General features: G+C 70.7%; 21 protein-coding genes and 1 pseudogene. 5 read left to right on the top strand and 17 right to left on the bottom strand.

Features of this window, described 5'->3' with window-relative positions:
- Positions 1–5 precede the first annotated feature (5 nt).
- The 3 genes from ACW7GZ_RS08920 to ACW7GZ_RS08910 are packed head-to-tail and all read left to right on the top strand — an operon-like array spanning position 6 to position 2077.
- Positions 6–566, top strand: coding sequence for a Sua5/YciO/YrdC/YwlC family protein (locus ACW7GZ_RS08920; protein WP_457004437.1), 561 nt, complete (start codon positions 6–8; stop codon positions 564–566).
- Positions 567–605: 39 nt separating this feature from the next.
- Positions 606–1388: a DUF4124 domain-containing protein gene (locus ACW7GZ_RS08915; protein WP_457004436.1), complete on the top strand. Its 783-nt coding sequence runs from the start codon at positions 606–608 to the stop codon at positions 1386–1388.
- Positions 1388–2077, top strand: a complete 690-nt coding sequence (locus ACW7GZ_RS08910; RefSeq protein ID WP_457008850.1) for a DUF4124 domain-containing protein — start codon at positions 1388–1390, stop codon at positions 2075–2077. The genes ACW7GZ_RS08915 and ACW7GZ_RS08910 overlap by 1 nt, the downstream gene beginning before the upstream one ends.
- A gap of 9 nt (positions 2078–2086) precedes the next feature.
- Here the strand turns inward: ACW7GZ_RS08910 and ACW7GZ_RS08905 are convergent, their stop codons facing one another.
- From ACW7GZ_RS08905 to ACW7GZ_RS08880, 6 genes are all read right to left on the bottom strand, one after another.
- Positions 2087–2650, bottom strand: a complete 564-nt coding sequence (locus ACW7GZ_RS08905) for a hypothetical protein (protein ID WP_457008848.1) — start codon at positions 2648–2650, stop codon at positions 2087–2089.
- Between the two features lie 20 nt (positions 2651–2670).
- Positions 2671–4677 carry a vWA domain-containing protein gene (locus ACW7GZ_RS08900; protein ID WP_457004430.1) on the bottom strand — a complete coding sequence of 669 codons (2007 nt, stop codon included), beginning with the start codon at positions 4675–4677 and terminating at the stop codon, positions 2671–2673.
- 281 nt (positions 4678–4958) lie between these two features.
- Complete coding sequence (locus tag ACW7GZ_RS08895; RefSeq protein WP_457004428.1) at positions 4959–5735, bottom strand: SDR family oxidoreductase; 777 nt, start codon at positions 5733–5735, stop codon at positions 4959–4961.
- Positions 5736–5740: 5 nt separating this feature from the next.
- Positions 5741–7633 (bottom strand): signal peptide peptidase SppA, encoded by a 1893-nt coding sequence (sppA, locus tag ACW7GZ_RS08890; protein WP_457004426.1) that lies wholly within the window; start codon positions 7631–7633, stop codon positions 5741–5743.
- A gap of 105 nt (positions 7634–7738) precedes the next feature.
- Positions 7739–9124, bottom strand: coding sequence for an MATE family efflux transporter (locus ACW7GZ_RS08885; protein WP_457004424.1), 1386 nt, complete (start codon positions 9122–9124; stop codon positions 7739–7741).
- Complete coding sequence (locus ACW7GZ_RS08880; RefSeq protein ID WP_457008847.1) at positions 9121–10584, bottom strand: DUF3106 domain-containing protein; 1464 nt, start codon at positions 10582–10584, stop codon at positions 9121–9123. Before ACW7GZ_RS08880 ends, ACW7GZ_RS08885 begins: the two co-directional genes overlap by 4 nt.
- Before the next feature lie 440 nt (positions 10585–11024).
- Between ACW7GZ_RS08880 and ACW7GZ_RS08875 the strand changes: the two genes are divergently transcribed.
- Positions 11025–13250, top strand: coding sequence for a primosomal protein N' (locus ACW7GZ_RS08875; RefSeq protein ID WP_457008845.1), 2226 nt, complete (start codon positions 11025–11027; stop codon positions 13248–13250).
- A gap of 75 nt (positions 13251–13325) precedes the next feature.
- Here the strand turns inward: ACW7GZ_RS08875 and ACW7GZ_RS08870 are convergent, their stop codons facing one another.
- Positions 13326–14159, bottom strand: a complete 834-nt coding sequence (locus ACW7GZ_RS08870; RefSeq protein ID WP_457008843.1) for an NYN domain-containing protein — start codon at positions 14157–14159, stop codon at positions 13326–13328.
- Between the two features lie 164 nt (positions 14160–14323).
- Here ACW7GZ_RS08870 and zupT point away from each other — a divergent pair, with 164 nt between their 5' ends.
- Complete coding sequence (gene zupT / locus ACW7GZ_RS08865; RefSeq protein WP_457004416.1) at positions 14324–15133, top strand: zinc transporter ZupT; 810 nt, start codon at positions 14324–14326, stop codon at positions 15131–15133.
- A gap of 100 nt (positions 15134–15233) precedes the next feature.
- On the opposite strand, the gene rpoH is transcribed toward zupT, so the two are convergent.
- From rpoH to rhlB, 10 genes and pseudogenes are all read right to left on the bottom strand, one after another.
- Positions 15234–16112, bottom strand: a complete 879-nt coding sequence (gene rpoH, locus ACW7GZ_RS08860) for an RNA polymerase sigma factor RpoH (RefSeq protein ID WP_457004414.1) — start codon at positions 16110–16112, stop codon at positions 15234–15236.
- Between the two features lie 179 nt (positions 16113–16291).
- Entirely contained in the window at positions 16292–16813 is a 522-nt protein-coding gene (locus ACW7GZ_RS08855; protein WP_457008841.1) for a hypothetical protein, read from the bottom strand.
- Between the two features lie 27 nt (positions 16814–16840).
- The gene (locus ACW7GZ_RS08850; RefSeq protein WP_457004411.1) at positions 16841–17359 is read right to left on the bottom strand and encodes a hypothetical protein; all 519 of its coding nucleotides are present in this window, start codon (positions 17357–17359) and stop codon (positions 16841–16843) included.
- A gap of 37 nt (positions 17360–17396) precedes the next feature.
- On the bottom strand, positions 17397–17912 hold the full coding sequence (locus ACW7GZ_RS08845) for a hypothetical protein (protein ID WP_457004409.1): 516 nt from the start codon (positions 17910–17912) through the stop codon (positions 17397–17399).
- Between the two features lie 98 nt (positions 17913–18010).
- Positions 18011–18694: a hypothetical protein gene (locus ACW7GZ_RS08840; protein ID WP_457004407.1), complete on the bottom strand. Its 684-nt coding sequence runs from the start codon at positions 18692–18694 to the stop codon at positions 18011–18013.
- Positions 18691–19404: a uracil-DNA glycosylase gene (gene ung, locus ACW7GZ_RS08835; protein WP_457004405.1), complete on the bottom strand. Its 714-nt coding sequence runs from the start codon at positions 19402–19404 to the stop codon at positions 18691–18693. Before ung ends, ACW7GZ_RS08840 begins: the two co-directional genes overlap by 4 nt.
- Positions 19401–20198, bottom strand: coding sequence for a response regulator (locus tag ACW7GZ_RS08830; RefSeq protein WP_457009147.1), 798 nt, complete (start codon positions 20196–20198; stop codon positions 19401–19403). The genes ung and ACW7GZ_RS08830 overlap by 4 nt, the downstream gene beginning before the upstream one ends.
- Positions 20199–20248: 50 nt before the next feature.
- A complete protein-coding gene (ftsX, locus tag ACW7GZ_RS08825) occupies positions 20249–21196 on the bottom strand; it encodes a permease-like cell division protein FtsX (protein WP_457004403.1) in 948 nt (315 codons plus the stop codon).
- A complete protein-coding gene (locus ACW7GZ_RS08820) occupies positions 21189–21881 on the bottom strand; it encodes a cell division ATP-binding protein FtsE (protein WP_457004401.1) in 693 nt (230 codons plus the stop codon). Before ACW7GZ_RS08820 ends, ftsX begins: the two co-directional genes overlap by 8 nt.
- A gap of 278 nt (positions 21882–22159) precedes the next feature.
- A pseudogene (rhlB, locus tag ACW7GZ_RS08815) lies at positions 22160–23842 on the bottom strand (ATP-dependent RNA helicase RhlB); the annotation flags it as partial.
- Positions 23843–24040 lie beyond the last annotated feature (198 nt).

Raw genomic sequence — 24040 nt, 5'->3', positions numbered from 1 at the left:
CCGGGATGGACGGGGTGCAGCTGCAGAAGGTCATTGACGCGCTCCGCGAAGGGGCGGTGGTCGCGTACCCCACCGAAGCCGTGTGGGGCCTGGGCTGCGATCCCTTCCACGAAGCCGCGGTGCTGCGCCTGCTGGCGCTCAAGCAGCGCGCCGTGGGCAAAGGCCTGCTGCTGGTCGCGGCGGACGTGGCCCAGTTCGAGGGCCTGGTCGATTGGGGCGCGTTGCCGGCCGCACGCCGCGACGCCGTGCTTGCATCCTGGCCCGGCGCCAACACCTGGGTGCTGCCGGCCACCCCGCGCGTGCCGCGCTGGATCACCGGCGCCCATGACGGCGTTGCGGTGCGGGTCAGCGCGCATCCGCTGGTCGCCGCGCTGTGCCGCGGTTTCGGCGGAGCGCTGGTGTCGACGAGCGCGAACGCCACCGGCCAGCCCCCTGCCCGCAGCGAAGCCGATCTTGCTCCCCCACTGCGCGCCGCCGTCGACGCCGTACTCCCCGGTGCCACCGGCGGCCTGGAGCGTCCGACCCCGATCCGCGACGCCCGGACCGGAGTCGCGCTGCGGGAGTGAGGGCTTTCGTCCCGGTACCGCTGCGCGCAAGATGGGCGCATGAGGACCGTGTCCGCACGCATCGCCGCGACCATCCTGCTGCCGGCCTGCCTGGTCGCCGCAGCGGCGGGCGCCGCCGGGCAGGACGCGGGCGACATCACGATCTACCGCTGCACGGCCGCCGACGGCCAGATGGTGATCGGCAACGTGCCTTGCACTGGCGACGCGCAGCAGCAAATGCGCAACATGGTGCGCCCGGTGGATGGCGAGCCTGCGCCGGCACCGTTGGCCGCTCCATCGGCGCCCGTGCCCGAGTCCCCGCCGACCGTTCAATACGTGGTCGCGCAGCCCCCGCAGCCCCTGTACGAGTGCGTGCGCCCGGACGGCAGCGCGTACGAAAGCGACAGCGGTGACGGCGAATCACGCTGGGTGCCGCTGTGGACCATGGGCTACCCCATGGGAATCGGCGCCGGGCCCCGCGGCCACGGCGGCCGCGGCGACATCGGCAGCCGCGGCCGGACCGGCAGCGCCGGCAGCGGCCTGAGCGCACCACCGGTCAGCCGCATCAGCACTCCACCGGATCCGCCGCGACCCGAGCCGGGCAATGCCGGCCCGCGCCCGCGCCCGCCCCATGGCGGCCAAGCCTGGCCCGGCGGTCCCGGCACCTGGGAACGCGACCAGTGCCATGCGCTGCCGCCGGCCGAAACCTGCGCGCGCCTCGGCGACCGCCTCGACGACATCCGCCGCCGCTTCTTCAACGCCCAGCAGCGCGAGCGCGATACCCTGCGCATCGAGGAGCGTGGCCTCAACGCCCGCATCGCCCGCGACTGCAGGATGTATTGATGCTTGGATCCACCCGACCCCGCCTTCGCCTGGCGGCAGCCCACGTTGCCGACCTTGCCCTCGCCGTCACCCTTGCCGTTCCCCTTGCCTTCGCCATCCCCGCGATCGCCGCGGCGTCCCAGGTCGTGATCTACCGCTGCACCGACGCCAGCGGCTCGCTGACCGTGCAGAACGACGAACCCTGCCCCGCCGGCAGCCGGGAGGAGCGCACGGTGATCGAGCCGCCGCCGCCGATGCCGGTCTACGTGCCGCAGGCGCCGCCACCGGGGGCACCTGCACCCGCACCCGCGGCAGAGCCCGAGCCCGACGGCCCGCCGAGGCCCGACGCACCGCAACCCGCGCGCATCGCCGACGCCGACCGCCTGCCACCGCCGCCGATCTACCGCTGCCATACGCCCGGCAACGACCGCTACGTGAGCGAATCCTCCGAGCCGCAGCCGCGCTGCGTCCCGATGCAGACCGTGGGCATCAACGGCGACCCGGGCCTTGCCGCCGGCGCCGCCTGCGAATGGCAGTACGACCGCTGCGAACGCATCCCCGATGGCGAAGCCTGCGACGGCTGGCGCCAGCGCGGACGCGAGATCGAGTCCGGCTGGCGCTATGCCCGCGGCGACGCAAAGAGCCCGCTGCAGGAGGAGTTCGCGCGGGTATCCACCATCCTCAGCGACACCAGCTGCGGCCTCCCCTAGCGCGCGCCGTCAGTCCACCGCGCGGGTCTGGAAGCTGCCCTCGACCGTGACCGAGGCGGTGCCGGCGCGCTCTCGCGCCGAGAACGCGTAGCGACCCGTCAACGCGTCGCCCGAAGCGGAGGAAATCACCAGCTCGCCGTCCTCGATGGCGTAATCGACCGGGCCCGGATGGATCTCGATGTTGCCGTCGAAGTCGTCATCGTCGCCAAGCGCGTAGGTTCCGGGCGCTGGAGACGCGGTGTCATCGCGCGCAAGCGAGATCACGACCGGGCCGGATCCGCCGCCCGGCTGGCCGGAAAAACCGAGGTGGTAGCGGCCATACCTGGCACCGGACATGGCGTTCGCGCCTTCCAGCGCCAGCTCCCGATCGCCGGTCACCGTGGCCTGGAAGCCGGGCTCCGCTGCTCCGCCGGGTGCGGGTGCCACGGTCGCCGCCGGCGCGGTGCCGTCGGATGATCCGGCAGCGGCGCCATCGGCCGGTGCCGCACCGCAGGCGACGAGCAGGCTGCAGAATCCCGCCACGGCCAGCGCGCGTCCGAAGCGGCGGCTCGCATCCGTACGGGTCCGATGCATGTGTTTCATTCCGGTCTCCATCAGGGGCTGTCCGCAGGCGTCACGCTGATCGTCTCGCGGGCAAGTACCGTTCCTTTCTGCTTCTGCACATAGCGCACTTCATACGTCCCCGCAGTCGCCGGCATCCGCAGTTGCAAGGGGCTTCCATCGCGGGTGTAGGTGTAGCTCTCGTATGAGTTGCCAGCTGCAGCCGGCTTGGCCACGGAAATGTAGTCCCCGGAATAGTCGGGACCCGTCCAGGCCACCGTGACCCTCGAACCGGCCGTGGCGGTCGCGGGGACCTCCTGGAGGCTCGCCGTGACGGGGGTGATGGTGATCGTCTCGCGCGCCATCACCTTGCGCTTCTGCTTCTGGATATAACGCACCTCATACGTCCCGGCCACGGCCGGCATCAGCAGCTGCAGCGGACTTCCCTCGCGGGTGTAGGTATAGCTTTCGTAGGCCTCGCCGCCCACGTCGGGCTTGGCCACAGAGATGAAGTCGCCGGAATAGTCGGGGCCGGTCCAGGCCATCGTCAACGTGGACCCGGCCGCTGCGGTCGCGGGGATCTCCACGCTCGCGTCGACCGCGGTGATGGTGATCGCCTCCCGCGCCAGCACCTTCCGTCCCTGGGCCTGGATATAGCGCACCTCATAGGTCCCGGCATCCGCCGGCATCAGCAGCCCCAGCGGGTTTCCATCGCGGGTATAGGTGTAGTTCTCGTAGGACTCGCCGCGCACCTCGGGCTTGGCCACCGAAATGAAATCGCCTGAATAGTCCGGGCCGGTCCACGCCATCGTCAGCGTGGAGCCCGCTTCCGCAGTCGCGGGGATCTCCACGCTCGCCGTGGTATCGGTGACGGTAATCGTTTCACGCACCAGCACCTTGCGCCCGCTGTCCAGGATGTAGCGCACCTCATACGTGCCCGGGTCCTTCGGCAACAGCAGCTGCAGGGGGTTTCCCTTCTTCGTGTAGGTGTAGTTCTCGTATGCATGACCGGCTGCGTCGGGCCTGGCCACCGAGATGAAGTCGCCAGGCTGGTCCGGGCCGGTCCAGGCCACGCGCACCGTGGCCCCGGCCGCCCCGGTCGCTGGCGCGTCGATGCTGGCGTCCAGCTTGACGATGATCGGCAGTTCCAGGCTGGAGCCGGTGATCTGGCCTTCCGCGCTCGCACCGTCGGATGCGCGCTGCACGCTGACGTCATGCACGCCGCGGGGCAGCTTCACCTTGATGGCGCCGGCATCGGCTTCCTCGTGGAGGATCTCGCCGGTCGCACCATGGCGGACGGTCCACGCCAGGCCCTGCCGGATGGTCGGTCCCTTCTCCTGGTCGGTCGCCGACAGGCTGATTTCCACGGTTGCGACGGGCTTCGGTTCGGCTGCCGGCACCGGCTTTGCCGCGGCCGCGGCCTGCACGGCACTGATCTGATCAAGCGCCGCGCGCAGCTCGTCGGCATCGTCGGCGACGAAGAAGCGGCCGCCGGTGGCTTCGGCAATGCAGCTCAGCTCACCTTTCGCGCCGGCCTCTTCCGCGCCCAGGCCGAAACCAACGGTGTGCACGGTCAGGCCGATGCCCATCTTCTTGAGGTTGGCCGCGGCCTGGCAGGGGTCCTTGTGGCAGGTCTCCTGGCCGTCGGAAACCAGGATCACCGTGGCTTGGTTCTCGGTGGACTTCAGGACGTCTGCCGCATGTTCGACGGCCGCGGTCATCGGGGTCATGCCGACCGGATTGACGCCCGCAATGGCCTTGCCGATCGCATCACGGTCGGTGCCCACGGGAACCAGCGTCTGGATGTCGCTGCAGTCGCCCTTCCGGTTATGTCCGTAGGCCACCAGCCCCAGGCGCCGCTCGGGTGGCAGGTCGTCCAACAGCCCCTGCACGACTTCGCGGGCGATGGTGATCTTGGGCACGCCATCGATCTGTCCCCACATCGAACCGGAGGCATCGAACACCAGGACGGTGTCGTTTGCCACGGCTTGCCGGGTCTGGGCACCGGCCACCGGAGTGGCGAGGCCGACGACGAGTGCGAGCGTCAGGTGTCGAAGCATGATGGTTTCCCTGTCTTTTCGTTTGATGGACGACACCGCCATGGACGGCACATGCCTGCGCGTGACCCGGCAGGCATGACGGCGCATCCAGCAGTACACGATCCCGGGCACGGAAAGCGGACATCCGGCGGACATCGCAACAGCGGCATCCGGCGGGCTTGCGCTCAAGCGCGGCGAGGCGCGGCGAGGCGCGCCGGAGGCGACGCCCGGTTCGTGTTCGACAACACCGCGCACGGACACGCGGCCGCGAACGCCGCGGCATTCCAGGACGTGCTGCGGTTCTAGAACCCGTAGCGCAGGAAGCCGCCGTCCACCGCGATGCACTCGCCGGTGACGTATGACGACGCCGGCAGGCACAGGAAGGCCACCGCGGCGGCCACTTCTTCGGGTTCACCGATGCGACCCATCGGCGTGCGCATCAGCACGTCGTCCAGGTAGTCGGGATCGGCAAGGCTGGGGGAGGTGCGGCGGGTGCGGATGTACCAGGGCGCCACGCAGTTCACGCGCACGCCGTCCTCGGCCCATTCGCAGGCCAGGTTGCGGGTCATCTGGTGCATCGCGGCCTTGCTCATTCCGTAGGGCGCGCCGGTGCGCACGTGGGTCACGCCGGACACGCTGCCGACGTTGACGATGCAGCTGGCCGCATGCTGCGCCAGCAGCGGGTGCGCGTAACGCGACAGCTCGAAGGCGCTGAACAGGTTGACCTCGAAGATCTCGCGCCACTCGTCCTCGGTGTAGTCGATCGCGGCCTTGCCCAGGTTGCCGCCGGCGTTGTTGACCAGGATGTTGAGGCCTTCGCCCTGGTCCTCGACCCAGTCCAGCAGCTCGCGGCGCTGCTCGTCGTCGGCGACGTCGGAGATCAGCGCGCGCACGTCGCCGTCCGGGTGCAGCTCGAGCAGCTCCTCGCGCGCCGATTCCAGCGCATCGCCGTCGCGCGCGGCGATCAGCACGCGCGCGCCGAAGCCCAGCAGTTCGGAGGCGATCGCCCGGCCGATGCCGGCGCTGCCGCCGGTGACCAGGGCCAGCTGTCCATCCAGGCGCCAGCGCGACCGGGCCATGTCGCTCACGGCATGCAGAAGCAGTGGGCCACGGCCTTCACCGGCTGGCCGCCGCGCGCCATGACCTGTTCGATGAAGCGCAGCTCGGCGACGAGTTCGGGCGCCACCCTGGCCAGCAGGCCCTGCGCCAGGCCGCTGCGGACCAGCACGCCGGCACCGACGCGGGTCTCGGCCATGCCGGCGACGAAGTTCTCGAATGGCGTCATCGGCTTCTCGATGTAGTTCACGCCCCAGCCGTCCTCGCCCAGCTCCGCGCGGGACGCGGCATTGGCCAGCGCATCGCGCAGGCCACCGAATTCGTCGACCAGCCCGCGCTCCTTGGCCTGCGCGCCGCTCCACACCCGGCCGCGTGCCACGGCGTCGATCTGTTCCACGCTGCGCTCGCGCGCGGTCGCCACCTTGCCGATGAAGTCGCGGTAGCCCTTGTCGATCACGCTCTGGATCACCGTGCCTACTTCGGGCTGCAGCGGACGCGTCGGATCGAAGGCGCCGGCGAAGCGCGTGGTGCCGACGCCGTCGGTGCGCACGCCGATCTTCTCGAGCGTGCGCGGGATGGTCGGGAACATGCCGAAGATGCCGATCGAGCCGGTGATGGTGGACGGATCGGCGTAGATCGCGTCGGCGTCCATGCTGATCCAGTAGCCGCCGGACGCGGCCATGTCACCCATCGATACCACGACGGGCTTTCCGGCCTGCTTCAGCGCCACCACTTCGCGGCGGATCTGCTCGGAGGCGAAGACCTCGCCGCCCGGCGAGTCCACGCGCAGCACCACGGCCTTGACCTTGTCGTCGTCACGCGCGGCGCGCAGCAGGGCCGAGGTGGACTCGCCGCCGACGCTGCCCGGGTTCTGCTTGCCGCCCATGATCGCGCCTTCGGCGACCACCACTGCGACCTGCGGCCGGGCGTCGGCCACGGCCATCGGGCTGGTGACGTGCTTGAGGTAGGCGTCGTAGGCGATCTCGCGCACGCCGCTGTCGTTGTCATCGTCGGACTCGCCGCGCTCGGCCAGCAGCTGCTGCACTTCCTCGAGCGTCTTGAGGCCGTCGACCAGCTTCTGGTCCACCGCCAGCTTCGCCAGGTCGCCACCGGCGGCCTGCACGCCCTGCGGCAGGTTGTCCACGCCGGCCGCGAGGGCCGCGGGGTCGATCCCGCGCGCGGTCGCGATGTCGCCGATGAAGCGCTGCCAGATGTCGTTCATCCAGTACAGGTCGGCTTCCTTGGCCTCGGGCGAGGCCTGGTCGAGCACGTAGGGCTCGGCCGCGGACTTGAACTCGCCGACCTTGAACAGGTGGATGTCGACGCCGAGCTTTTCCTGCAGGCCTTCGCGGTAGTACTGGCGATAGCGGCCCAGTCCCTCGAGCACCAGGCCGCCGTAGGGATCCATGTAGACCTCGTCGGCCTGCGCCGCCAGCAGGTACTGCGCCTGGCCGAAGTAGTCGCCGTAGGCGACGACCTCCTTGCCGGCCTCGCGCAGCGTGCCGATCGCATCGGCGAGCTCGCGCATCGACGCATAGCCGGAGAACGCCATGCGGTCGGTGCGCAGCAGCACGCGCTCGATGCGCGTGTCGCCGGCGGCCTTCTCGATCACCTGCAGCAGGTCGCGCAGGCGCACCTCCGGCGTGTCCTGTCCGGTCATCTTGCCGACCGCACGGCCGACCGGATCGACGCTGAACTGTTCGACCAGGGCACCCTCGGGCGCGATCACGAGCGTGGTGCGGTCAAGCAGCGGCTTGGCGCGCCCGGTGCTGAATATCGCCACCAGAACGAGCAGCACCAGCAGCAGGAACAGCAGGTTGAACACCAGGCGACGAGTGAAATTGAGCGCATCCCAGGCACCCACGATCACGCGGACGATGGGGCCGCGTCGACGCGGCGCGGTGGAGGGCAGTGCTGACATGGCGGACAACCGAGGAGGCAATGCCTCCAGTATCGCCGCTGGCGCCGGGCGGCGTCACCCGCCATCGGTCACTGTGCTTCGGGGTCCGCCGCCAGGCGGGGCTGGTCAGCCGGCGTGCCGCCGGGGCAGCAGGCCACTGCTGTGCATGAAGCGCCAGGCCATCAGTACCGCGGCGACCGACAGTCCGGCGATCAGGCCGATCCACATCCCGCGCGGGCCCATGCCCAGCCCGAGCCCGAGCCCGGCGCCGACCACCATGCCCACGCCCCAGTAGGCGAACGCCGCCAACAGCATCGGCACGCGCGTGTCCTTCAGTCCGCGCAGCGCGCCGGCCGACAGCACCTGGACGCCATCGGGAAACTGGAACGCCGCCGCGAACAGAAGCAGCGAGGCGGCCAGCCCCGCCACCGCTTCATCGGCGGTGTAGACCGCGGCGATCGCGTCGTGGCCCAGCACCAGCACCAGCGCCGACAGCGCCTGGGTGCCCAGGACCAGGGCCAGGCCCGCGAGCATCGTCCGGCGCACGCCCTCGCGACCTCCGCCGCTGCCCAGGACGTGGCCGACGCGCACCGTGGTGGCCTCGGCCACGCCAAAGGGGATCATGAAACACAGGCTGGCGACGTTCATCGCGATCTGGTGCGCGGCGGCCTCGAACTGGCCCAGCCGGCCGATCAGCAGCGCGGTGACGATGAACAGCCCGCCTTCCATCGCCACCGTCACTCCGATCGGAAGGCCGGTGCGCAGCAGTTCAGTGATCGGCTCCCGTCGTGGCGGGTCGAAGGATGCGAACAGCCCCAGTGCGGCGAAGCGCTTCGCACGCGCGAGGTAGGCGGCGAACGCGATCGCCTGCGCCCACATCATCACCGACGACGCCAGGCCAAGGCCCGCGGCGCCCATCTCCGGCAGCCCGAAGGCGCCGAAGGCGAACACATAGCCCAGCGGCACAAGCAGCAGCAGCCCGCCGAAGCCGAGCAGCATGGTCGGCAGCGTCCAGTGCAGGCCGTCGCTCAAATAGCGCATCGCGTAGTACAGGGTCAGCGCCGGCACCCCCCAGCGGATGCCGTGCAGGAAGTCGCGGGCACCCGCACGGATGTCTTCGGCGATGCCCATCGGCGCCAGCAGCAGCGGCGCGAGGCTGAGGAACGCGAACAGCAGCACGCCAAGCGCGAGCGCCAGCCACAGCGACTGCCGGAACAGCGCTGCGATGGCGTCGCGGCGACCGGAGCCGTCGAGCTGCGAAACCGCCGGCGGCAGTGCCATCAACGTGCCCATCGGCACCATCATCGGCAGCCAGAACACGGCCGTGCCCACGGACACCGCGGCCAAGGTGGCGGTGCCGTGGCGACCGGCGATCACGCTGTCGACAAAACCGATCAGCCCGGTCGAAAGATGCCCGGCCACCAGCGGCAGGGCGAGCACGGCGGTCGCGCGCAGGTCGCTGGCGAAGCCCGGGACGGGGGCGTCGCGCAGCCTGCCCGGTGCGGGGTTCATTGGACCGGTGCCACCTTGCGCCGCAGCCAGCGTCCGCGCTGGGCCGGCGGCGTTGCAAGCAGCTCGATGCGCAGCTCGGCGCGGGCCTGCGGCGGGGTGCGCACGGCAAGCACGACGAGATCGGCGCGCGCCTGCGGGTCAAGGCCGCGCAGGGCCTCGAGCAGCGCGGTGCGTGCATCCAGCGGCACCTGGGCAAGCAGCGGATGCAACTGGGGGTAGTCGGCACCGAGGTCCGGGCCGAGCAGCCAACCACGGCGGACGCTGGCGTCGAGCGCGTCGAAGCGGGCGCGCAGCGCGGCCTGCTCGTCCGGTGCTCGCAGTGCGTGGCGCGCCGCGACCCCACGCAGTGACTCGCGCTCCGCTGCGGAGAGATCGCGCCAGGCCAGCCAGCGTTCGCGGCGCTCGCCGCGCTCTTCGTGCGGCAGTGCGTCCCAAAGCTCGCGACGCTGGGCAAGCTGCGCAAGCGCCGCGGGGTCGAGCGCGCCCAGGCGCTCTTCCACCGGTCGCCCGGATCGTTCCGCGGAACCCTGGCTCGCCGCCGCGGTGCCGTAGGGCTCGGAGTCCGCATCGGCTTCGCCCTCGGCCAGCATCCAGGCATGGAAGGCCGGATCGGCAGCGGCCGGGCCGGCTTCGGCATCGGCATCGGCATCGGCATCGAGCAGCAGGGCCAGGTCCGGGTGCAGCGCCAGCGCGTCCTGTTCCGGGTAGCGGCCGGCCGGTGCTTCGGCCTCGGGGAGTGCTTCGACCAGGATGCCATCCGGTGCCTGGGCCAGGCCCGCGGGAAGGCTGTCGAAGCGGACGAAGGTCGCGGCCAGGCCCAGCACGGTGAGGATCGCCACCGCCCACAGCGCTGTACGCAGGCCGCGGCTGGCGGAGCTGCGCGTTCCGGCGTCACCACCATGATCCGGTGCCCCGCGCGGCGCCGCGGCGGGACTCGTCGACGGCGCCGACTGCACCTGCGGCTGCGCACGCAGCATGCCCTGCATGGCCCGGCCCAGCGCCTGCCAGGCCTCGACGTCGGCGCTGCCATCGGCGTTTCGGGGAAGCGCGCGCTGCAGTCCCAGGCGATAGGTCGGTCGCGCGATGCCGAGGACGATCGCGGCGTCGGACTCGGCCAGCCCTGCAACCAGGCGCAGCAGCAGGGCCGCGCGCGGACCGTGGCCGATCCGGGCCAGCCATTCGAAATCGGACTCCCAGCGCGGATCCGGCGGCGGCCTGCGCATCGCCGGTGCCGCCAGCAGGAGTGACCAGAAGCGACGCGGCCATTCCCCGAACGGCGTCCGTCCCGCCTCGCGGGCGAACCGCTCCAGTGCCCAGGCCAGGGCCTCGTCGCCGGCCTCCCCGGAGCCCGCAAGCAGTGATGCGAAGGCGTGGCCGCGTCGCTCGACGCCGCGCAGGAACGCCCGCAACGCAGTGGGCGCGGCGAGGTCGGCGGGGTCGGAAGGGCGTGGTGGGGTCATGGGGACAGGCGCGTGGAGGGCGCCATTCTAGCCGCGGCGGCGGCGGCGACTGGCCCTTGACGGAGCGCACAGTTTGCGCTTCGACCCGGACACCGGGCCGTTTCGGGCTGCAAAAGGTTGTTCACAGCGGTCACGCAAATGTCATTGACGGGTCCTTCACGGCAACGTGGAGCATTGCGACAGTCATGTTTCACGGCCAAGTGGCTGTATCCATTGACTTTTCAGCGAATGGCGCTTTTTTAGCCAACGCTCCCTGAACGTTGTTCCCACGCCGTTTGGGGGGTCCGGCACAGGGACCATGCACAGACTTATCCACAGCTTGTGTGGATAAACAAAATTCCTTTACCCGCCCGGGACTTGCAGCCGAATCGTAGTTTGCAAGGCAACATTGGCTCGCAAGCGGCGTGGGTAGCGGAGAGGCGACTCGCTAGACTGCCGCAATGCCCGCAAACGTCCTGCGCGTCGCCCTGCCGCTGCCGATGCCGCGGCTGTTCGACTACCTTGCTCCCGGTGCCACCAGCGCCTCCACGGGGGATGTCGGCAGGCGCGTCCGGGTTCCCTTCGGCCCGCGCGAACTCGTGGGCGTGGTGGCGGCCACCGGCGCGGCCGCCGCAGGCGCACCGGTGCTGCGTGAGGCGTTGGCCTGGCTTGATCCCGAGCCCCTGCTCCATGGCGAACTGCTGGCCACCACCCGATGGCTGGCGCGCTACCTGCACGCGCCCCTGGGCGAGGTCCTGGCCACCGCCCTGCCCGCGGCGCTGCGCCGCGGCGGCCCGGTGCCCGAGACCGTCGTCTGGGGCCGGGCGCTGACGCCGGCCGGCGTCGCGGCGATCGGAGACCTGAGGAGCGGCGGGCGCCCGCGGCGCCTGGCCGAGGCGCTGCGCGACGGCGTGGTCGCCGAAGACCTGCTGGATGACGCCATCGAAGGCTGGCGCACCGCGGCGCGCAGCCTGGAGGCCCGCGGCCTGCTTGAACGGACGGCCATCACCGGCCCCCCGGCGGCGGCGGCTACCGGCGGACCCGTGCACACGCCCAACGCGGAGCAGGCCGCGGCCCTGGAATCGCTGCGCGCCGCCCGGGGCTTCGCATCGGTATTGCTCGAAGGCGTGACCGGCAGCGGCAAGACCGAGGTCTACCTACAGGCCATCGCCGAACGCTGCCTGGCCCACGGCCGCCAGGCGCTGGTGCTGGTGCCGGAGATCGGCCTGACCCCGCAGATGCTGGCGCGCTTCCGCGCACGCCTGGGGGTGCCGGTGCATGCGCTGCATTCCGGACTCGCGGACGGCGAACGCGCGCGCGCCTGGGCCGCGGCATGGCGCGGCGAGGCGCAGGTGATCGTGGGCACGCGCTCGGCCGTCTTCGCGCCGCTGCCAAACGCCGGGCTGATCGTGGTCGACGAAGAGCACGACGGCAGCTACAAGCAGCAGGACGGCATCCGCTACCACGCCCGCGACGTCGCCCTGGTGCGCGGCAAGGCCCTGGACGTGCCGGTGCTTCTGGGCAGCGCGACGCCGTCGCTTGAAACCCTGCACAACGCGCGCGCCGGCCGCCATGCCCACCTCCGGCTGCGCCAGCGCGCGGGCGAAGCCCGGCCGCCTCGGGTGCGCGTGCATGACGTCCGCAAGCGGCCCCTGCACGCCGGGCTGTCCGACGAACTCCTGGCCGCGACCCGCCGCGCCCTCGACGCCGGCGGCCAGGTGCTGGTGTTCAAGAACCGGCGCGGCTATGCGCCGGTGCTGCTCTGCCACGACTGCGGCTGGAGCGCGGCCTGCCCGCGCTGCAGCACGCCCGAACGCGCGATCCCGATGACCGTGCACTCGGGCGGCCGCCGCCTGCAGTGCCACCACTGCGGCTCGCGGCGGCCGGTGCCGATGGCCTGCCCCGACTGCGCGGGCCTTGCGCTGCAGCCGCAGGGCGTGGGCACCGAACGCATCGAAGAACTGCTGGCCGCGCGCTTCGGCGACGTGCCGGTGCTGCGTATCGACAGCGCCAGCACCCGCCGCCGCGACGGCCTGGCGCGCGAGCTGGCGAAGCTCGAGGACGGCCCCGGGATCCTCGTCGGCACGCAGATGCTGGCCAAGGGCCACGACCTGCCGAAGCTGGTGCTGGTGTGCGTGGTCGGGATCGACGAAGGCCTGTTCTCGGCCGACTTCCGCGCCAGCGAGAAGCTGGCCCAGCTGCTGATCCAGGTCTCGGGCCGCGCCGGCCGCGCCGAACGCCCCGGCGAGGTGCTGCTGCAGACGCACCATCCCGAGCACCCGTTGCTGGACGTGCTGGTCAACGGCGGATACCGCGCCTTTGCCGACGCCGAACTGGCGCAGCGCGCCGCCGCGGGCTTCCCGCCGTTCGCGCACATGGCGCTGCTGCGCGCCGAAGCCCAGCAGGCAGGGCTGCCGGACACGTTCCTGCAGGCGGCGGCTGAAGCCTTCCAGCAGGCGCGCACCGCGCTGCCACCTGCGCAGGCGCGGACGCTGCTGGTCGCCGGCCCGATCCCGGCGCCGATGCCGCGCCGCGCCGGCATGCACCGCGCCCAGCTGCTGCTGTCATCGCCCGGGCGGCCGGCGCTGCACGCGGTGCTCGATGCCGTGATCGCGGGCCTGCACGCGCGGCCGGAAGCACGCCGCGTCCGCTGGTCGCTCGACGTGGACCCCACCGACCTCTACTGAACGATCCGCGCCATTTGCGCCATCCGCAACATCCGCTCCCTACGCGCGACCCTGTGGGAGCAGCTACAGCTGCTCCTACACGGTGTCGGCTTTCGGCGGGGACCTGGTCTTGGTGGTTTTCGCACCCTTCCTGGCGGCCTTCGCGGCGCTTACTTCCGCGGGGGCTTTGGACGACTGCTTGCGGACGGCGCCGCGGGCACTGGGATTGCGCACCTCGATCACCGGTCCCTGGCGACGCAGCTCGAACAGGCCGATCGCTTCGATCAGGTCGCTCAGCTTCCGATAGCCGTGGTTGCGCGAATCGAACGAGCCCTGGTTGCCAACGTGGCTGCCGACCGCGCCCAGCTTCGACCAGCCATCTTCGCCCTGGGTGGCGTCGACCGCGCCGCGCAGCAGGCGCACCAGGTCAGCGTCGTGCTGCAGCTGCGCCGGCGAAGGCGCCTGGCGAGCGTCGCCGTTGTCTTCGTCGGGCTCGCCGAGCTTCTCCAGGTACAGGAAGGTCGAGCAGGCACGCACGAACGGCTCCGGCGTCTTCTCCTGGCCGAAGCCGTACACCGCCACGCCGTCGTTGCGCAGGCGCATCACCAGCGGAGTGAAGTCCGCATCCGACGACACGATGGCGAAGCCGTCGAGGTTGCGCGCGTACAGCAGGTCCATGGCATCGATCACCATCGCCATGTCGGACGCGTTCTTGCCGCTGGTATAGGCGAACTGCTGGATCGGGCGGATGGCCCAGGTGTGCAGGCACTTCTCCCAGCCCACCAGGTGCTGGCTTTTCCAGTTGCCGTAGGCGCGGCGCACGTTGGCCACGCCGTGGCGTGCGATCTCGGCGAGGATCACTTCGATCTTCGAGGCCGGCGCGTTGTCGGCGTCGATCAACAGTGCGATGCGCTTTTCCCGGTCGGACATGCGGGGACCCTCGACAGGCGCCGGTGCGGCGCGATGCGCGCACAATAGCAACCGGCGCACCGCCCTTCCCGCGTCCGCGGCCTTTCGACTACCTTGGCGTGCTCGCCACGCCACCGCCGGCCGCTTTGGCCTCGCTGCAATCGACCAGGCAGGAGCCTCCACGCATGATCGAAGTCGCCCCCGCCAACCTGCTCGTCGCGCTGGCGGTGACCACCGCGGCGGGCCTTGCCACCGGCGTCGGCGGCTTGCTGGTGTTCGCCCAGGCACGGCCCAATGCGCGCCTGCTCGCCTTCGGCCTGGCCTTCGCCGGCGGCGCGATGGTCTACGTGTCGCTGTCGGAGATCCTCAACAAGTCGATCGACGCCTTCAGCCAGGGCTATGGCGAGCGCCTGGGTTTCAGTTTCGGCACGATGGCCTTCCTGTGCGGCGTCGGCCTGATCATGCTGGTCGACCGCCTGGTGCCGAACCCGCACGAGCGGCTGGAAGCCGACGACCCCTTCTTCCGCGAGCACAACGCCGCCTACATCAAGCGCGTCGGCCTGCTGACCGCGCTGGCGATCACCGTGCACAACTTCCCCGAGGGCCTGGCGACCTTCTTCGCCACCCTGGAGAATCCCGGCGTGGGCATGCCGCTGGCCTTCGCCATCGCCATCCACAACGTGCCCGAGGGCATCGCGATCGCGGTGCCGGTGTACTTCGCCACCAATAGCAAGGCCTATGCCTTCGGCGCCTGCCTGCTCTCGGGCCTGGCCGAGCCGCTGGGCGCGATCATCGGCTATGCGCTGCTGCGGCCCTGGCTATCCGACGCGGTGTTCGGCAGCGTGTTCGGCGTCATCGCCGGGGTAATGGTGTTCCTGGCGCTGGACGAACTGCTGCCGGCGGCGAAGCGCTACTCGAAGGGCCACGAGACCGTGTATGGGCTGGTCAGCGGCATGGCCGTGCTGGCGATCAGCCTGGTGCTGTTCAAGTGGTGAGCACGGCGCCGGCGACTGCCTGACCCGGCGTCCGGCACGCGGCGCAATCACGAAAAAGCCCGGCCTGGGCCGGGCTTTCGACGAGCGATCCGCGCTGCGATCAGGCCGCGAACAGCGCCTTCATCTTCTTCAGCGCGTTGGCCTCGACCTGGCGGATGCGTTCGGCGGAGACGCCGTATTCGTCGGCCAGTTCCTGCAGGGTGACCTTGTTGTCCGCGTCCAGCCAGCGACGCTTGACGATGTCGCGCGAGCGCGCGTCCAGCCGCGACATGCCCTCGCGCAGCAGCTCGAGCTGGCTGGATTCGCTGTCCTCGCGCTCGTAGGCCTGCGAAGGATCCTCGTCGCGCGACATCAGGTAGGCGGCCGGCGCCGGCGGCGCGCGCTCGTCGTCCTCGTCGGCGGACATGTCGAAGCCGATGTCACGCCCGGACAGGCGCGACTCCATCTCCAGCACCTCGCGCTCGGACACGTTGAGGTCCTTGGCCACCGCGCTGACCTCGGCGGCGTTGAGCCAGCCCAGGCGCTTCTTGCTGCGGCGCAGGTTGAAGAACAGCTTGCGCTGCGCCTTGGTCGTGGCGACCTTGACGATGCGCCAGTTCTTGATGATGTACTCGTGCATCTCGGCGCGGATCCAGTGCACCGCGAACGAAACCAGGCGCACGCCGACGTCGGGGTCGAAGCGCTTCACCGCCTTCATCAGGCCGATGTTGCCCTCCTGGATCAGGTCGCCCAGCGGCAGGCCGTAGCCGTTGTAGCCGCGGGCCACGTGGACCACGAAGCGCAGGTGCGACATCACCAGGTCACGGGCGGCACCGAGGTCCTCTTCGTCGTGGAAGCGGCGGGCAAGCGCCTGCTCGTCCTCCACCGAGAGGATCGGGATCTGGTGCACGGCGCCGATATACGCGTCCAGCGAGCCGAGCGCGCTGGGGATCGGCAGGTTGTTGGGAACGAGCGGATAGCTGGGGGCGGTTGCGGTCATGGCGACGATTTTAACAGTGGCCCGTTAAGACTGCTGAGCGATGAGAAAGTTCATTCATCCTACAGATAGAACAATGGCCGCGGAAAATCACGGCTCGCCGCATAAAAAAGGCGAATTGAGACCGCCGGGCGGCCGCGGGAGCGCGCCCCGGCCCCGTGCGGCCAAGGGCGCGCGCACCATCAAAGGCCTCCGGCGGCATCCACCTCCCTGTACATGATGGTGCTCAGGTCGACGCGGGGCGGCAAGTTGCAGCTGAAGTTCAAGGTCCCGCTGGCCGCGCCCTTGTCGACGCCGTTCCACGTCAGCCAGGCGCTCCCGGCGGCCGGCACCACGATGCTGCCGGCGGTGTACGTCAGGGCGTCGGGGGTCCCGGCCACCAGCTGGCATTCGACCGTGACCGGCACCGCGCCTCCGATCATGGCAAAGCGCGCGCTCACCGACGCACCGCCGGGAGGCGCCGCGGAATCGGCGGGCAGCGAGCACGACACGAAGACCGACGCGCCGCCCTCGTTGTTGATGCCGATCGGGCGCTTGCGAAGGGTGGTGTCGAAGACCGGCAGCGGCGCCTCGCACACCGCGGTGGCGCTGACGCGCTGCACGCGCTCGGTGGCGGCGCTGGCTGCAGACGCGTGCAGCACCACGAAAAGCGCCAGGGCGCAGCTGGCGGCGGCGGACATGCGGCAATGGAAGGACATGGTCATGAATCGGTTCTCCATGGGTGGGACGGCTCAGAGCCGGCCCGAGGTGTCGGTCTGGGTGTAGCTGACGGTTTCCATGGCCACGCCGACGGGCAGGTGGCAGTTGAAGGAATAGGTCCCCGAGCCGCTCCACTTGTTGATCTGCTGCCAGGCGACGGTGGCGCGGCCACCGGCGGGGATCGCCTGCTCCGCGGTCACGTAGAACACCTGCGCGTCGCGCGTCCCGGACACCATGGTGCAGCTGACGCTGGCGGCGTTGCCGCTGCTCTTGAACGTGACCTGCACGGCGCCGGTATTGGACTGGCCGTAGTCGTCGGTGGCCAGCGTGCAGGAGACGAAGACCGGCTGGGCGCCCTGGTTCTGGACCGCGACCGGCCGCCGGCGCAGGTTGACGTTGAAGTGCGGCAGCGGCGCATCGCAGATGCCGGTGGCCGACACATTGATGGTGCGCGTGGTCGCGGCGGACGCGTCGAAGGGCTGCAGGAGGAGGGATGCGAACACGCACAGGCCGGCCGAAGCCAGGGCGCGTGGAATGCGGCGATCGAACATGGATGTGCTCCGGGATGCGGGAAGAAGAATGGACATGTCAGATGCCGCCGGCGCTGTCGTATTCGCGGGCGTAGACATTGGTCAGCTGGATCCCCGGTGCCAGCGAACACATGAAGGCGAACAGGCCGTCCGCGCTCTGCTTGTCGAGGCTGCTCCAGGTGAACCAGTTCCTGCTGCCCGGCGCGATCGAGCGCGACCGCACGTCGTACACCGGCAGCTCGGCGGTACCGGTGACCAGGGTGCAGTTCACGGTGGCACTTGCCGCCGCCGTGGACGCGAAATGGATCTCGACCCAGGCCTCCCCGACGTCGCCCACCGGATCGCTCGGCATCGCGCAGTTGACGAAGACTGTCTGGTTCCCGACGTTGTCGACCCTCAGCGGCGCCTTGCGCAGGTGGGCGTCGTAGACGGGCAGGGGCGCCTCGCAGATCCCGCTCGGACGGGTGTAGCGGGGGCGCTGGGCGGCGGCCTCGGCATCCGGCACGTGCAGTCCGGCCGCCAGGCCGAGGACACAGCTGGCCGCCAGCAGGGGCGGCATCGTGGAAGTGCGCATGGAACAGGTCTCCTCTCGGGTTGCGGACGCGCCAACCGGCGGCCCTGACCACTCCTATCGAGGAAAGCGCGCTGCTCCCGCCAGCGCCGGCGGCGGTTTCAGGCGCCGCGTCGCGCCAGCGCCCACCGGTACAGGGCGATGTCGCCGGCATGGTGGCGTTCGATGCGGGCCTGCAGCCGCGGATCGATGTCGTAGCCCGACGCCCCGCGCTCCGGATTCACCAGCGCGGCGGCCGCCACCGCCTCCCAGCCCAGGCGCCGCGCGAGGCGCTCGAGGTCGGCATGGTGGTGTTCGGTGATGCCGATGAAGTCGAAGCGCGCGGGGTCGAAGCCCCACAGGTACTGCCGGTAGACGTCGCGCATCTCCGGCCCCAGCGCGAAACGCTCGAACGTCCATCGTTCGCCCAGCATCCGGTTGCGCAGCGGCTGGGCAGGGTCGCCGCCGTCGTAGTCGCGGCGCCAGAACGCGTAGTGCGAGGCCAGGCGCTGCACGGGATCGCGCATCCACGTGATCCAGCGCGCCGGCCGCCGGCCCAGCGCGATGCGGTACTTCAAGGCCAGGAAATGCCCATGGATGCAGGTCGCATCGACCGGGACGCGTCCACGCAGCGCCAAGCCGCCACGCACCGCGTGCATGCGCCTGGACAGCGTGCCGTACTGCATGGGCAGGTCGGCATAGTCGTCGCGATAGCCCTCGCCACTGGCCGCGCGCAGGGTTTCGGAAAAGCTGGTTCCGGCGGTTTTAGGCAGGTGCAGCGAGACCAGCAGCGGCGCGTGGCTCATCGCGCCTCCAGCTGCGCGCGCGGCGGCAGCGACCAGTCCAGCGCCGCGCCGCCGTTGCGGGCGAGGTACCCGTTGGCCGCGGAGAAGTGCCCGCAACCGAGGAAACCGCGGTGCGCGGACAGCGGCGACGGATGCGTGCTGCGCAGGACGCGGTGCCGACGGGCGTCTATCACCTTGCCCTTGGCCTGCGCATACGCGCCCCAGAGCATGAACACCAGGCCTTCGCGCTCGCGGTTGAGCACATCGACCACATGGTCGGTGAAGCCTTCCCAGCCCTTGCGCTGGTGCGAGCCCGCGCATCCTTCTTCGACCGTCAGCACGGCATTGAGCAGCAGCACGCCGCGGCGTGCCCAGGGAAGCAGGCAGCCGTGGTCGGGGCGACCGATGCCGAGGTCGCGCTGGATCTCCTTGTAGATGTTGTCCAGCGATGGCGGCACGCGCACGCCCGGGCGAACCGAGAAAGACAGGCCATGTGCCTGGCCGGCACCGTGATAGGGATCCTGGCCGAGCACGACCACCCGCACGTCCTCGAAAGGCGTGGCGTCGAAGGCGGCGAAGATGTCCGGACCCGGAGGAAAGATCCGCACGCCGGCGGCCTGGCGCTCGCGCAGGAAGGCCGACAGCGCCAGCATGTCATCGCGCTCGAACCAGTCGCCTACCCGCGCCTTCCAGGATGATTCCAGGCGAACGCGGCTTCCCGCTTCGCTCATCCTCCGGCCACCGCGGTTTCGGGCAGGCGCGACAGCCGCAACTGGAACAGCGCCTTGGTCACCAGCAGCCGCTCCTCGATCGGCTTGAGCACGAGGTCATTGGCGCCATCGCGGAGCAGCGTGGCCTGGTTCTCGGCATTGGCATCGCCGGTCATCACCAGCACCGGCAGCCGGCGCTTGGACCAGCCGAATTCGCCGCGGATCGCCTGCACCAGGTGGCCGCCGTCGAGTTCGCCCTTGAGGTAGACGTCGGTCAGCACGAGGTCGATGCCCGGCGCCTCGCCGGCCGCGATGCGTTCGTGCAGGAACTCCAGCGCGGCTTCGACGCTGGTCAGGTGCACCACGTCCATCTGCTGCGCCTTGAGCATGCGCGTGGTCGCAAGCGCCACGGTGCGGCTGTCTTCGACGTACAGCACGCGCGCGCCTGGGATCGGCGCCGGCTGCACGTAGCCACGGATGAATTCAGCCAGTGCGCGATGGCCGTGCGACTTGTCGAAATAGTCGGTGATGTCGTCGCTGAAGCGCCGGCCCTCGAGGTGTTCCTGCGCATTGCCCGAAACCACGATCACCGGCACGTAGCGCTGGCCGGCTGCGGCACGCACGGCCATGGCCAGCTCCTGGCCGTGCCCGTCGGGAAGGACCAGCGAGGTGGTGGCGAGGTCGATGGGCGCGGCCGCCAGCGCGGCATGGGCTTCGGCCAGGCCGGCGCAGGACACGACCTCGGCCTGCGGCAACTGGTCACGCAGCACGTCGCCGATCAGCTTGCGCACCAGCCGCGAACCGTCGACCACCATGATCCGTGGATTGCTGCCATCGAGATGGCGGATATCGGTCACCGTCACGGTCAGGTCTCCGTGGGCCGGGTCTGGCGCAGGAAGTGCCCGGTGACCGCCCCGGCGCCAATCCAGCCGAGCACGGTCGCACCGGCGATGACCGCAAGTGCCTGGCGCGGCGCGAAGCCGGTCAGCGCGAAGCTGCTGCCATAGCTTGCGGCAAGCTCCGCCAGCGGCACACGCAGGGCGGCGCCGGCCGCCGTGAGCAGGCCCAGCGCCAGCGCGCCCGCGGCGAGGCCATACCAGGCACCGAGGTAGAGGAAGGGCCGGCGGATGAAGCCGTCACTGGCGCCCAGCAGCTGCAGCACGCCGAGTTCCTCGCGCCGCGACTGGATATCCAGGCGCACGGTGTTGCCGACCACAAGCAGCGCGCCCAGGCCGAGCAGAGTCGCCAGCACCCAGGCCACGCGGCCGCCGAAGCGCAGCCAGCCGTCCAGGCGCTGCCGCCATGCGGCGTCGTGCTGGACCAGCTCGGCCTCCGGCAGGGTGCGCAGCGAGTCGGCCAGCAGCACCTCGTCGCCGGCGGGCGTCAGCAGCAGCACGTGCGGCAGCGGGTTCTCGCCAAGCAGGTCGATGGCCTCGTCCAGGCCGCTGCGTTCGCGCAGTTCCTCCAGGCCCTGCTCCGGCGTGCGGTGTTCGACCACGCCGACGTCGGCGCGGCCGCCGAGCTCCGCCACCAGTTCGGCCACGCGCCCGGGCGCGGTGTCCTGCTTGAGGAAAATGCTCAGCTGGCGCGAGGCCTGGACATCGCCGGCAAAGCGCTCGACGTTGGCCAGCACCAGCCACAGTCCCAGCGGCAGCGCCAGCGCCACCGCCATCACGCCGATGGTGAGCGCGGTGGAGCCCGGCCGGCGCAACAGGCGACCGAGGCTGGCGACGATGCTGTAGGCATGGTGGTCGAGCCAGGCACCGGGGCGCGAGCGGGTCGATGCCTTGGCGCGTGCGATGGGTTCATTCATCGGCCAGGTCCTCGGGCGCGATGTCGTCGGCCAGGCGACCATGGTCAAGCACCAGCACGCGCTTCTTCATGCGCTTGACCAGACCAAGGTCGTGGCTGGCGATCAGCACGCTGGTGCCCTGCCCGGGCAGGGAGGCGAACAGCGCCATGATCTCCGCGGCCAGCGTGGGGTCGAGATTGCCGGTGGGTTCGTCGGCCACCAGCAGGCGCGGCTCGGCCACCACCGCGCGGGCAATGCCGACTCGCTGCTGTTCGCCCGCCGACAGTTCGCCGGGCAGGGCATTGCCGCGCGCACCCAGGCCCAGGCGCTCGAGCACCGGGCGCACCCGGCGCCCGGCATCGCCGCGGCGCATGCCGCGCAGCACCAGTGGCAGGGCGACGTTGTCGTGCACGCTGCGGTCGGCGAGCAGGCGGTGATCCTGGAACACCACGCCGACCTCGCGCCGGTGCAGGGCCACGCGGCCGCCGCGGACCTTGAGCAGGTTGCGCTCGCCGAACAGCACCGCGCCGCGGCTGGGCCGCTCGGAAAGATGGATGAGTCTGAGCAGGGTGCTCTTGCCGGCACCGGAATGTCCGGTGACGAAGAGCATTTCACCAGCGTCAACGCCGAAGCTGACGCCATCCAGCGCGACGTGGCCGCCTGGATACTGCTTGCAGACGTTGTCGAAGCGCAGGACCTGCGGCATCGCGATACTCGCGTCGGGGGAGACGCGAGTATCGCTTGATGGCCGCTTTGCGGCCAGACGTGCGGATCCGGTCGGGTGACCGGACCGGTTCAGTGCTGCGAGCGCGGCGCGCGCTTGACCAGCTTGCGCAGGCCCTGGCCGATGCGGCCCAGAAGCGACGGCCCCTGCACCGGGCCGGACGCTGCTGACGGAGCCGCCTGGCCGGCTGCCTGTGGCGGCTTGGGCTGCGGCTGCGGCTGCTGCTTCGACTGCGGCTGCGGCTGCGGCCTGGGCCGCGGAGCGCGCGCAGACCCGGCACCGGCTTCCCCGCCGCTTTTCGGCTGCCCGTCTTCCGCCTGCGGGCCACCCTCGACCTGCTGGCCTTCAGCGTTGACGCGGCGACCACCGCGACGACGACGGCGCTTGCGCGGTGCGCGCTCGCCCTCGGCACCCGGGGCGGCATCGCCTGTTCCGGTGGCCGGCGCAGCGGGAGCGCCCGAGGCCGCGACCGGAGCTGCGGCTGGCGGCGCGGCGTCCGGAGCCGCGACTGGCGACGCAACGCTCCCGACCACTGCGCCATCCGCAGCCGTCGTGGCAACGTCCGAACGCGGCTTGCGCGGGCCGCGCTCTGGCCGGCCATCAGCGCCACTGCGCGGACCGCTGGAACGACCACCACCCTCGCGGCGACCACCGCCGCGGCGGGCATCGTCGGCGGCACGCTGCTCGCGCGCCTCGCGGAAGATCTCGCTGACGCTCTCGCCCTCTTCCGGCTGGAGCTCGACGCCTTCGCGCGGCTTGCGCGGCAGCGCGGTCAGGAGCTCGGCGCTCACCGGCTCCGACGGGATCTTCTGCTCGATGAAGGCCTCGATGTCGGGCAGGCCGATCGCGTAGCGCTCGCAGGCGAAGCTGATCGCATCGCCCTCCTCGCCCAGGCGCGCGGTGCGGCCGATGCGGTGGACATAGTCTTCCGCGTCGAAAGGCAGGTCGTAGTTGTAGACGTACTTCACGCCGTCGATGTGCAGGCCGCGGGCGGCGACGTCGGTGGCGACCAGGATCTCGAGCTGGCCGGCCTGGAACTTTTTCAGCAGGCTCTCGCGCTTCTTCTGCGGCACGTCGCCCGACAGCACGCCGACGCGGTAGCCGGCGCGTTCGAGCGAGCGCGCGACGCGCTCGACGAACACCTTCGTGTTCACGAACACCATCGTGCGCGCGCCCTCGCCGCGGGACAGCAGTCCCAGCAGCAGCGGCAGCTTTTCCTCGTCGGACGGGTAGTAAAGCTTCTGGCGCACGCGGGCCGCGGTGATGGTCTCGGTCTCGACCACCAGCTTCGTCGGCTCGTTCATGTGCTCGTAGGCGAGCTCCAGCACGCGATGGCTCAGCGTGGCCGAATACAGCAGGGTTTGGCGCTCGGTGCGCACCGGCATGCGGCGCAGCAGGAAGCGGATGTCCTTGATGAAGCCGAGGTCGAACATGCGGTCGGCCTCGTCCAGCACGCAGACTTCGCAGGCGTGCAAGCTGACCACCTTGTGCTGCTTGACGTAGTCGATCAGGCGGCCGGGCGTTGCGATGATGACGTCGACACCCTCTTGCAGCAGCTGGCGCTGCTTGTCGTAGTCGACGCCGCCGTAGACCAGGGCGAAGCGCAGGCCCAGGTCGGGGCCGAACTTCACCGCGTCCTTGTGGATCTGGATGGCGAGCTCGCGGGTAGGCGCAAGGATCAGCGCGCGCGGGTCTTCGGGCTTGCGGTCGGCCAGCGCCGGGCGGGTCAGCAGGCGATTCATCACCGTGACCAGGAAGGCCAGCGTCTTGCCGGTGCCGGTCTGGGCCTGGCCGGCGACGTCACCGCCGGGGAGTGCCACCGGCAGGCTCAGCGCCTGGATCGGCGTGCAGCGCGTGAATCCGGCGATCGCCAGGCCGGCCTGCAGCCGCGGGTGGAGGTCAAAGGAAGAGAAGGTAAGGTCGGTAAGTGGTTTGTCGGTCATTCGTCGGAAGTCTGCGCGGCGTGGCGCGCTTGCGTGGAAGGCGGCAGCCAAGCAGACTGCCGTGGAGATGTCGCGGCGGCTTGCCCGCTCCAGGCCCGCCCCCTCCGACGGGGCAGCCACTTGAATCGGCCGCGAATCGCCCAAGCTTAGCAGCTACCGCGGCCGCCAACCGGCCCGCCCACCGGGGCCGGCCCGATC

The sequence above is a fragment of the Luteimonas sp. A537 genome (assembly GCF_054052065.1).
This window is presented reverse-complemented; position numbering and strand designations above follow the sequence as displayed.

Coding starts and splice junctions, on each gene's coding strand:
- ACW7GZ_RS08855 (WP_457008841.1), bottom strand. CDS start 16,813: ATGACCATGTCCTTCCATTGCCGCATGTCCGCCGCCGCCAGCTGCGCC.
- ACW7GZ_RS08880 (WP_457008847.1), bottom strand. CDS start 10,584: ATGACCCCACCACGCCCTTCCGACCCCGCCGACCTCGCCGCGCCCACT.
- ACW7GZ_RS08830 (WP_457009147.1), bottom strand. CDS start 20,198: ATGGTGGTCGACGGTTCGCGGCTGGTGCGCAAGCTGATCGGCGACGTG.
- ACW7GZ_RS08885 (WP_457004424.1), bottom strand. CDS start 9,124: ATGAACCCCGCACCGGGCAGGCTGCGCGACGCCCCCGTCCCGGGCTTC.
- ACW7GZ_RS08870 (WP_457008843.1), bottom strand. CDS start 14,159: ATGTCCGACCGGGAAAAGCGCATCGCACTGTTGATCGACGCCGACAAC.
- ACW7GZ_RS08820 (WP_457004401.1), bottom strand. CDS start 21,881: ATGCCGCAGGTCCTGCGCTTCGACAACGTCTGCAAGCAGTATCCAGGC.
- ACW7GZ_RS08905 (WP_457008848.1), bottom strand. CDS start 2,650: ATGCATCGGACCCGTACGGATGCGAGCCGCCGCTTCGGACGCGCGCTG.
- rpoH (WP_457004414.1), bottom strand. CDS start 16,112: ATGACCGCAACCGCCCCCAGCTATCCGCTCGTTCCCAACAACCTGCCG.
- sppA (WP_457004426.1), bottom strand. CDS start 7,633: ATGTCAGCACTGCCCTCCACCGCGCCGCGTCGACGCGGCCCCATCGTC.
- ACW7GZ_RS08895 (WP_457004428.1), bottom strand. CDS start 5,735: ATGGCCCGGTCGCGCTGGCGCCTGGATGGACAGCTGGCCCTGGTCACC.
- ACW7GZ_RS08920 (WP_457004437.1), top strand. CDS start 6: ATGGACGGGGTGCAGCTGCAGAAGGTCATTGACGCGCTCCGCGAAGGG.
- ACW7GZ_RS08845 (WP_457004409.1), bottom strand. CDS start 17,912: ATGCGCACTTCCACGATGCCGCCCCTGCTGGCGGCCAGCTGTGTCCTC.
- zupT (WP_457004416.1), top strand. CDS start 14,324: ATGATCGAAGTCGCCCCCGCCAACCTGCTCGTCGCGCTGGCGGTGACC.
- ftsX (WP_457004403.1), bottom strand. CDS start 21,196: ATGAATGAACCCATCGCACGCGCCAAGGCATCGACCCGCTCGCGCCCC.
- ACW7GZ_RS08900 (WP_457004430.1), bottom strand. CDS start 4,677: ATGCTTCGACACCTGACGCTCGCACTCGTCGTCGGCCTCGCCACTCCG.
- ACW7GZ_RS08910 (WP_457008850.1), top strand. CDS start 1,388: ATGCTTGGATCCACCCGACCCCGCCTTCGCCTGGCGGCAGCCCACGTT.
- ACW7GZ_RS08840 (WP_457004407.1), bottom strand. CDS start 18,694: ATGAGCCACGCGCCGCTGCTGGTCTCGCTGCACCTGCCTAAAACCGCC.
- ung (WP_457004405.1), bottom strand. CDS start 19,404: ATGAGCGAAGCGGGAAGCCGCGTTCGCCTGGAATCATCCTGGAAGGCG.
- ACW7GZ_RS08875 (WP_457008845.1), top strand. CDS start 11,025: ATGCCCGCAAACGTCCTGCGCGTCGCCCTGCCGCTGCCGATGCCGCGG.
- ACW7GZ_RS08850 (WP_457004411.1), bottom strand. CDS start 17,359: ATGTTCGATCGCCGCATTCCACGCGCCCTGGCTTCGGCCGGCCTGTGC.
- ACW7GZ_RS08915 (WP_457004436.1), top strand. CDS start 606: ATGAGGACCGTGTCCGCACGCATCGCCGCGACCATCCTGCTGCCGGCC.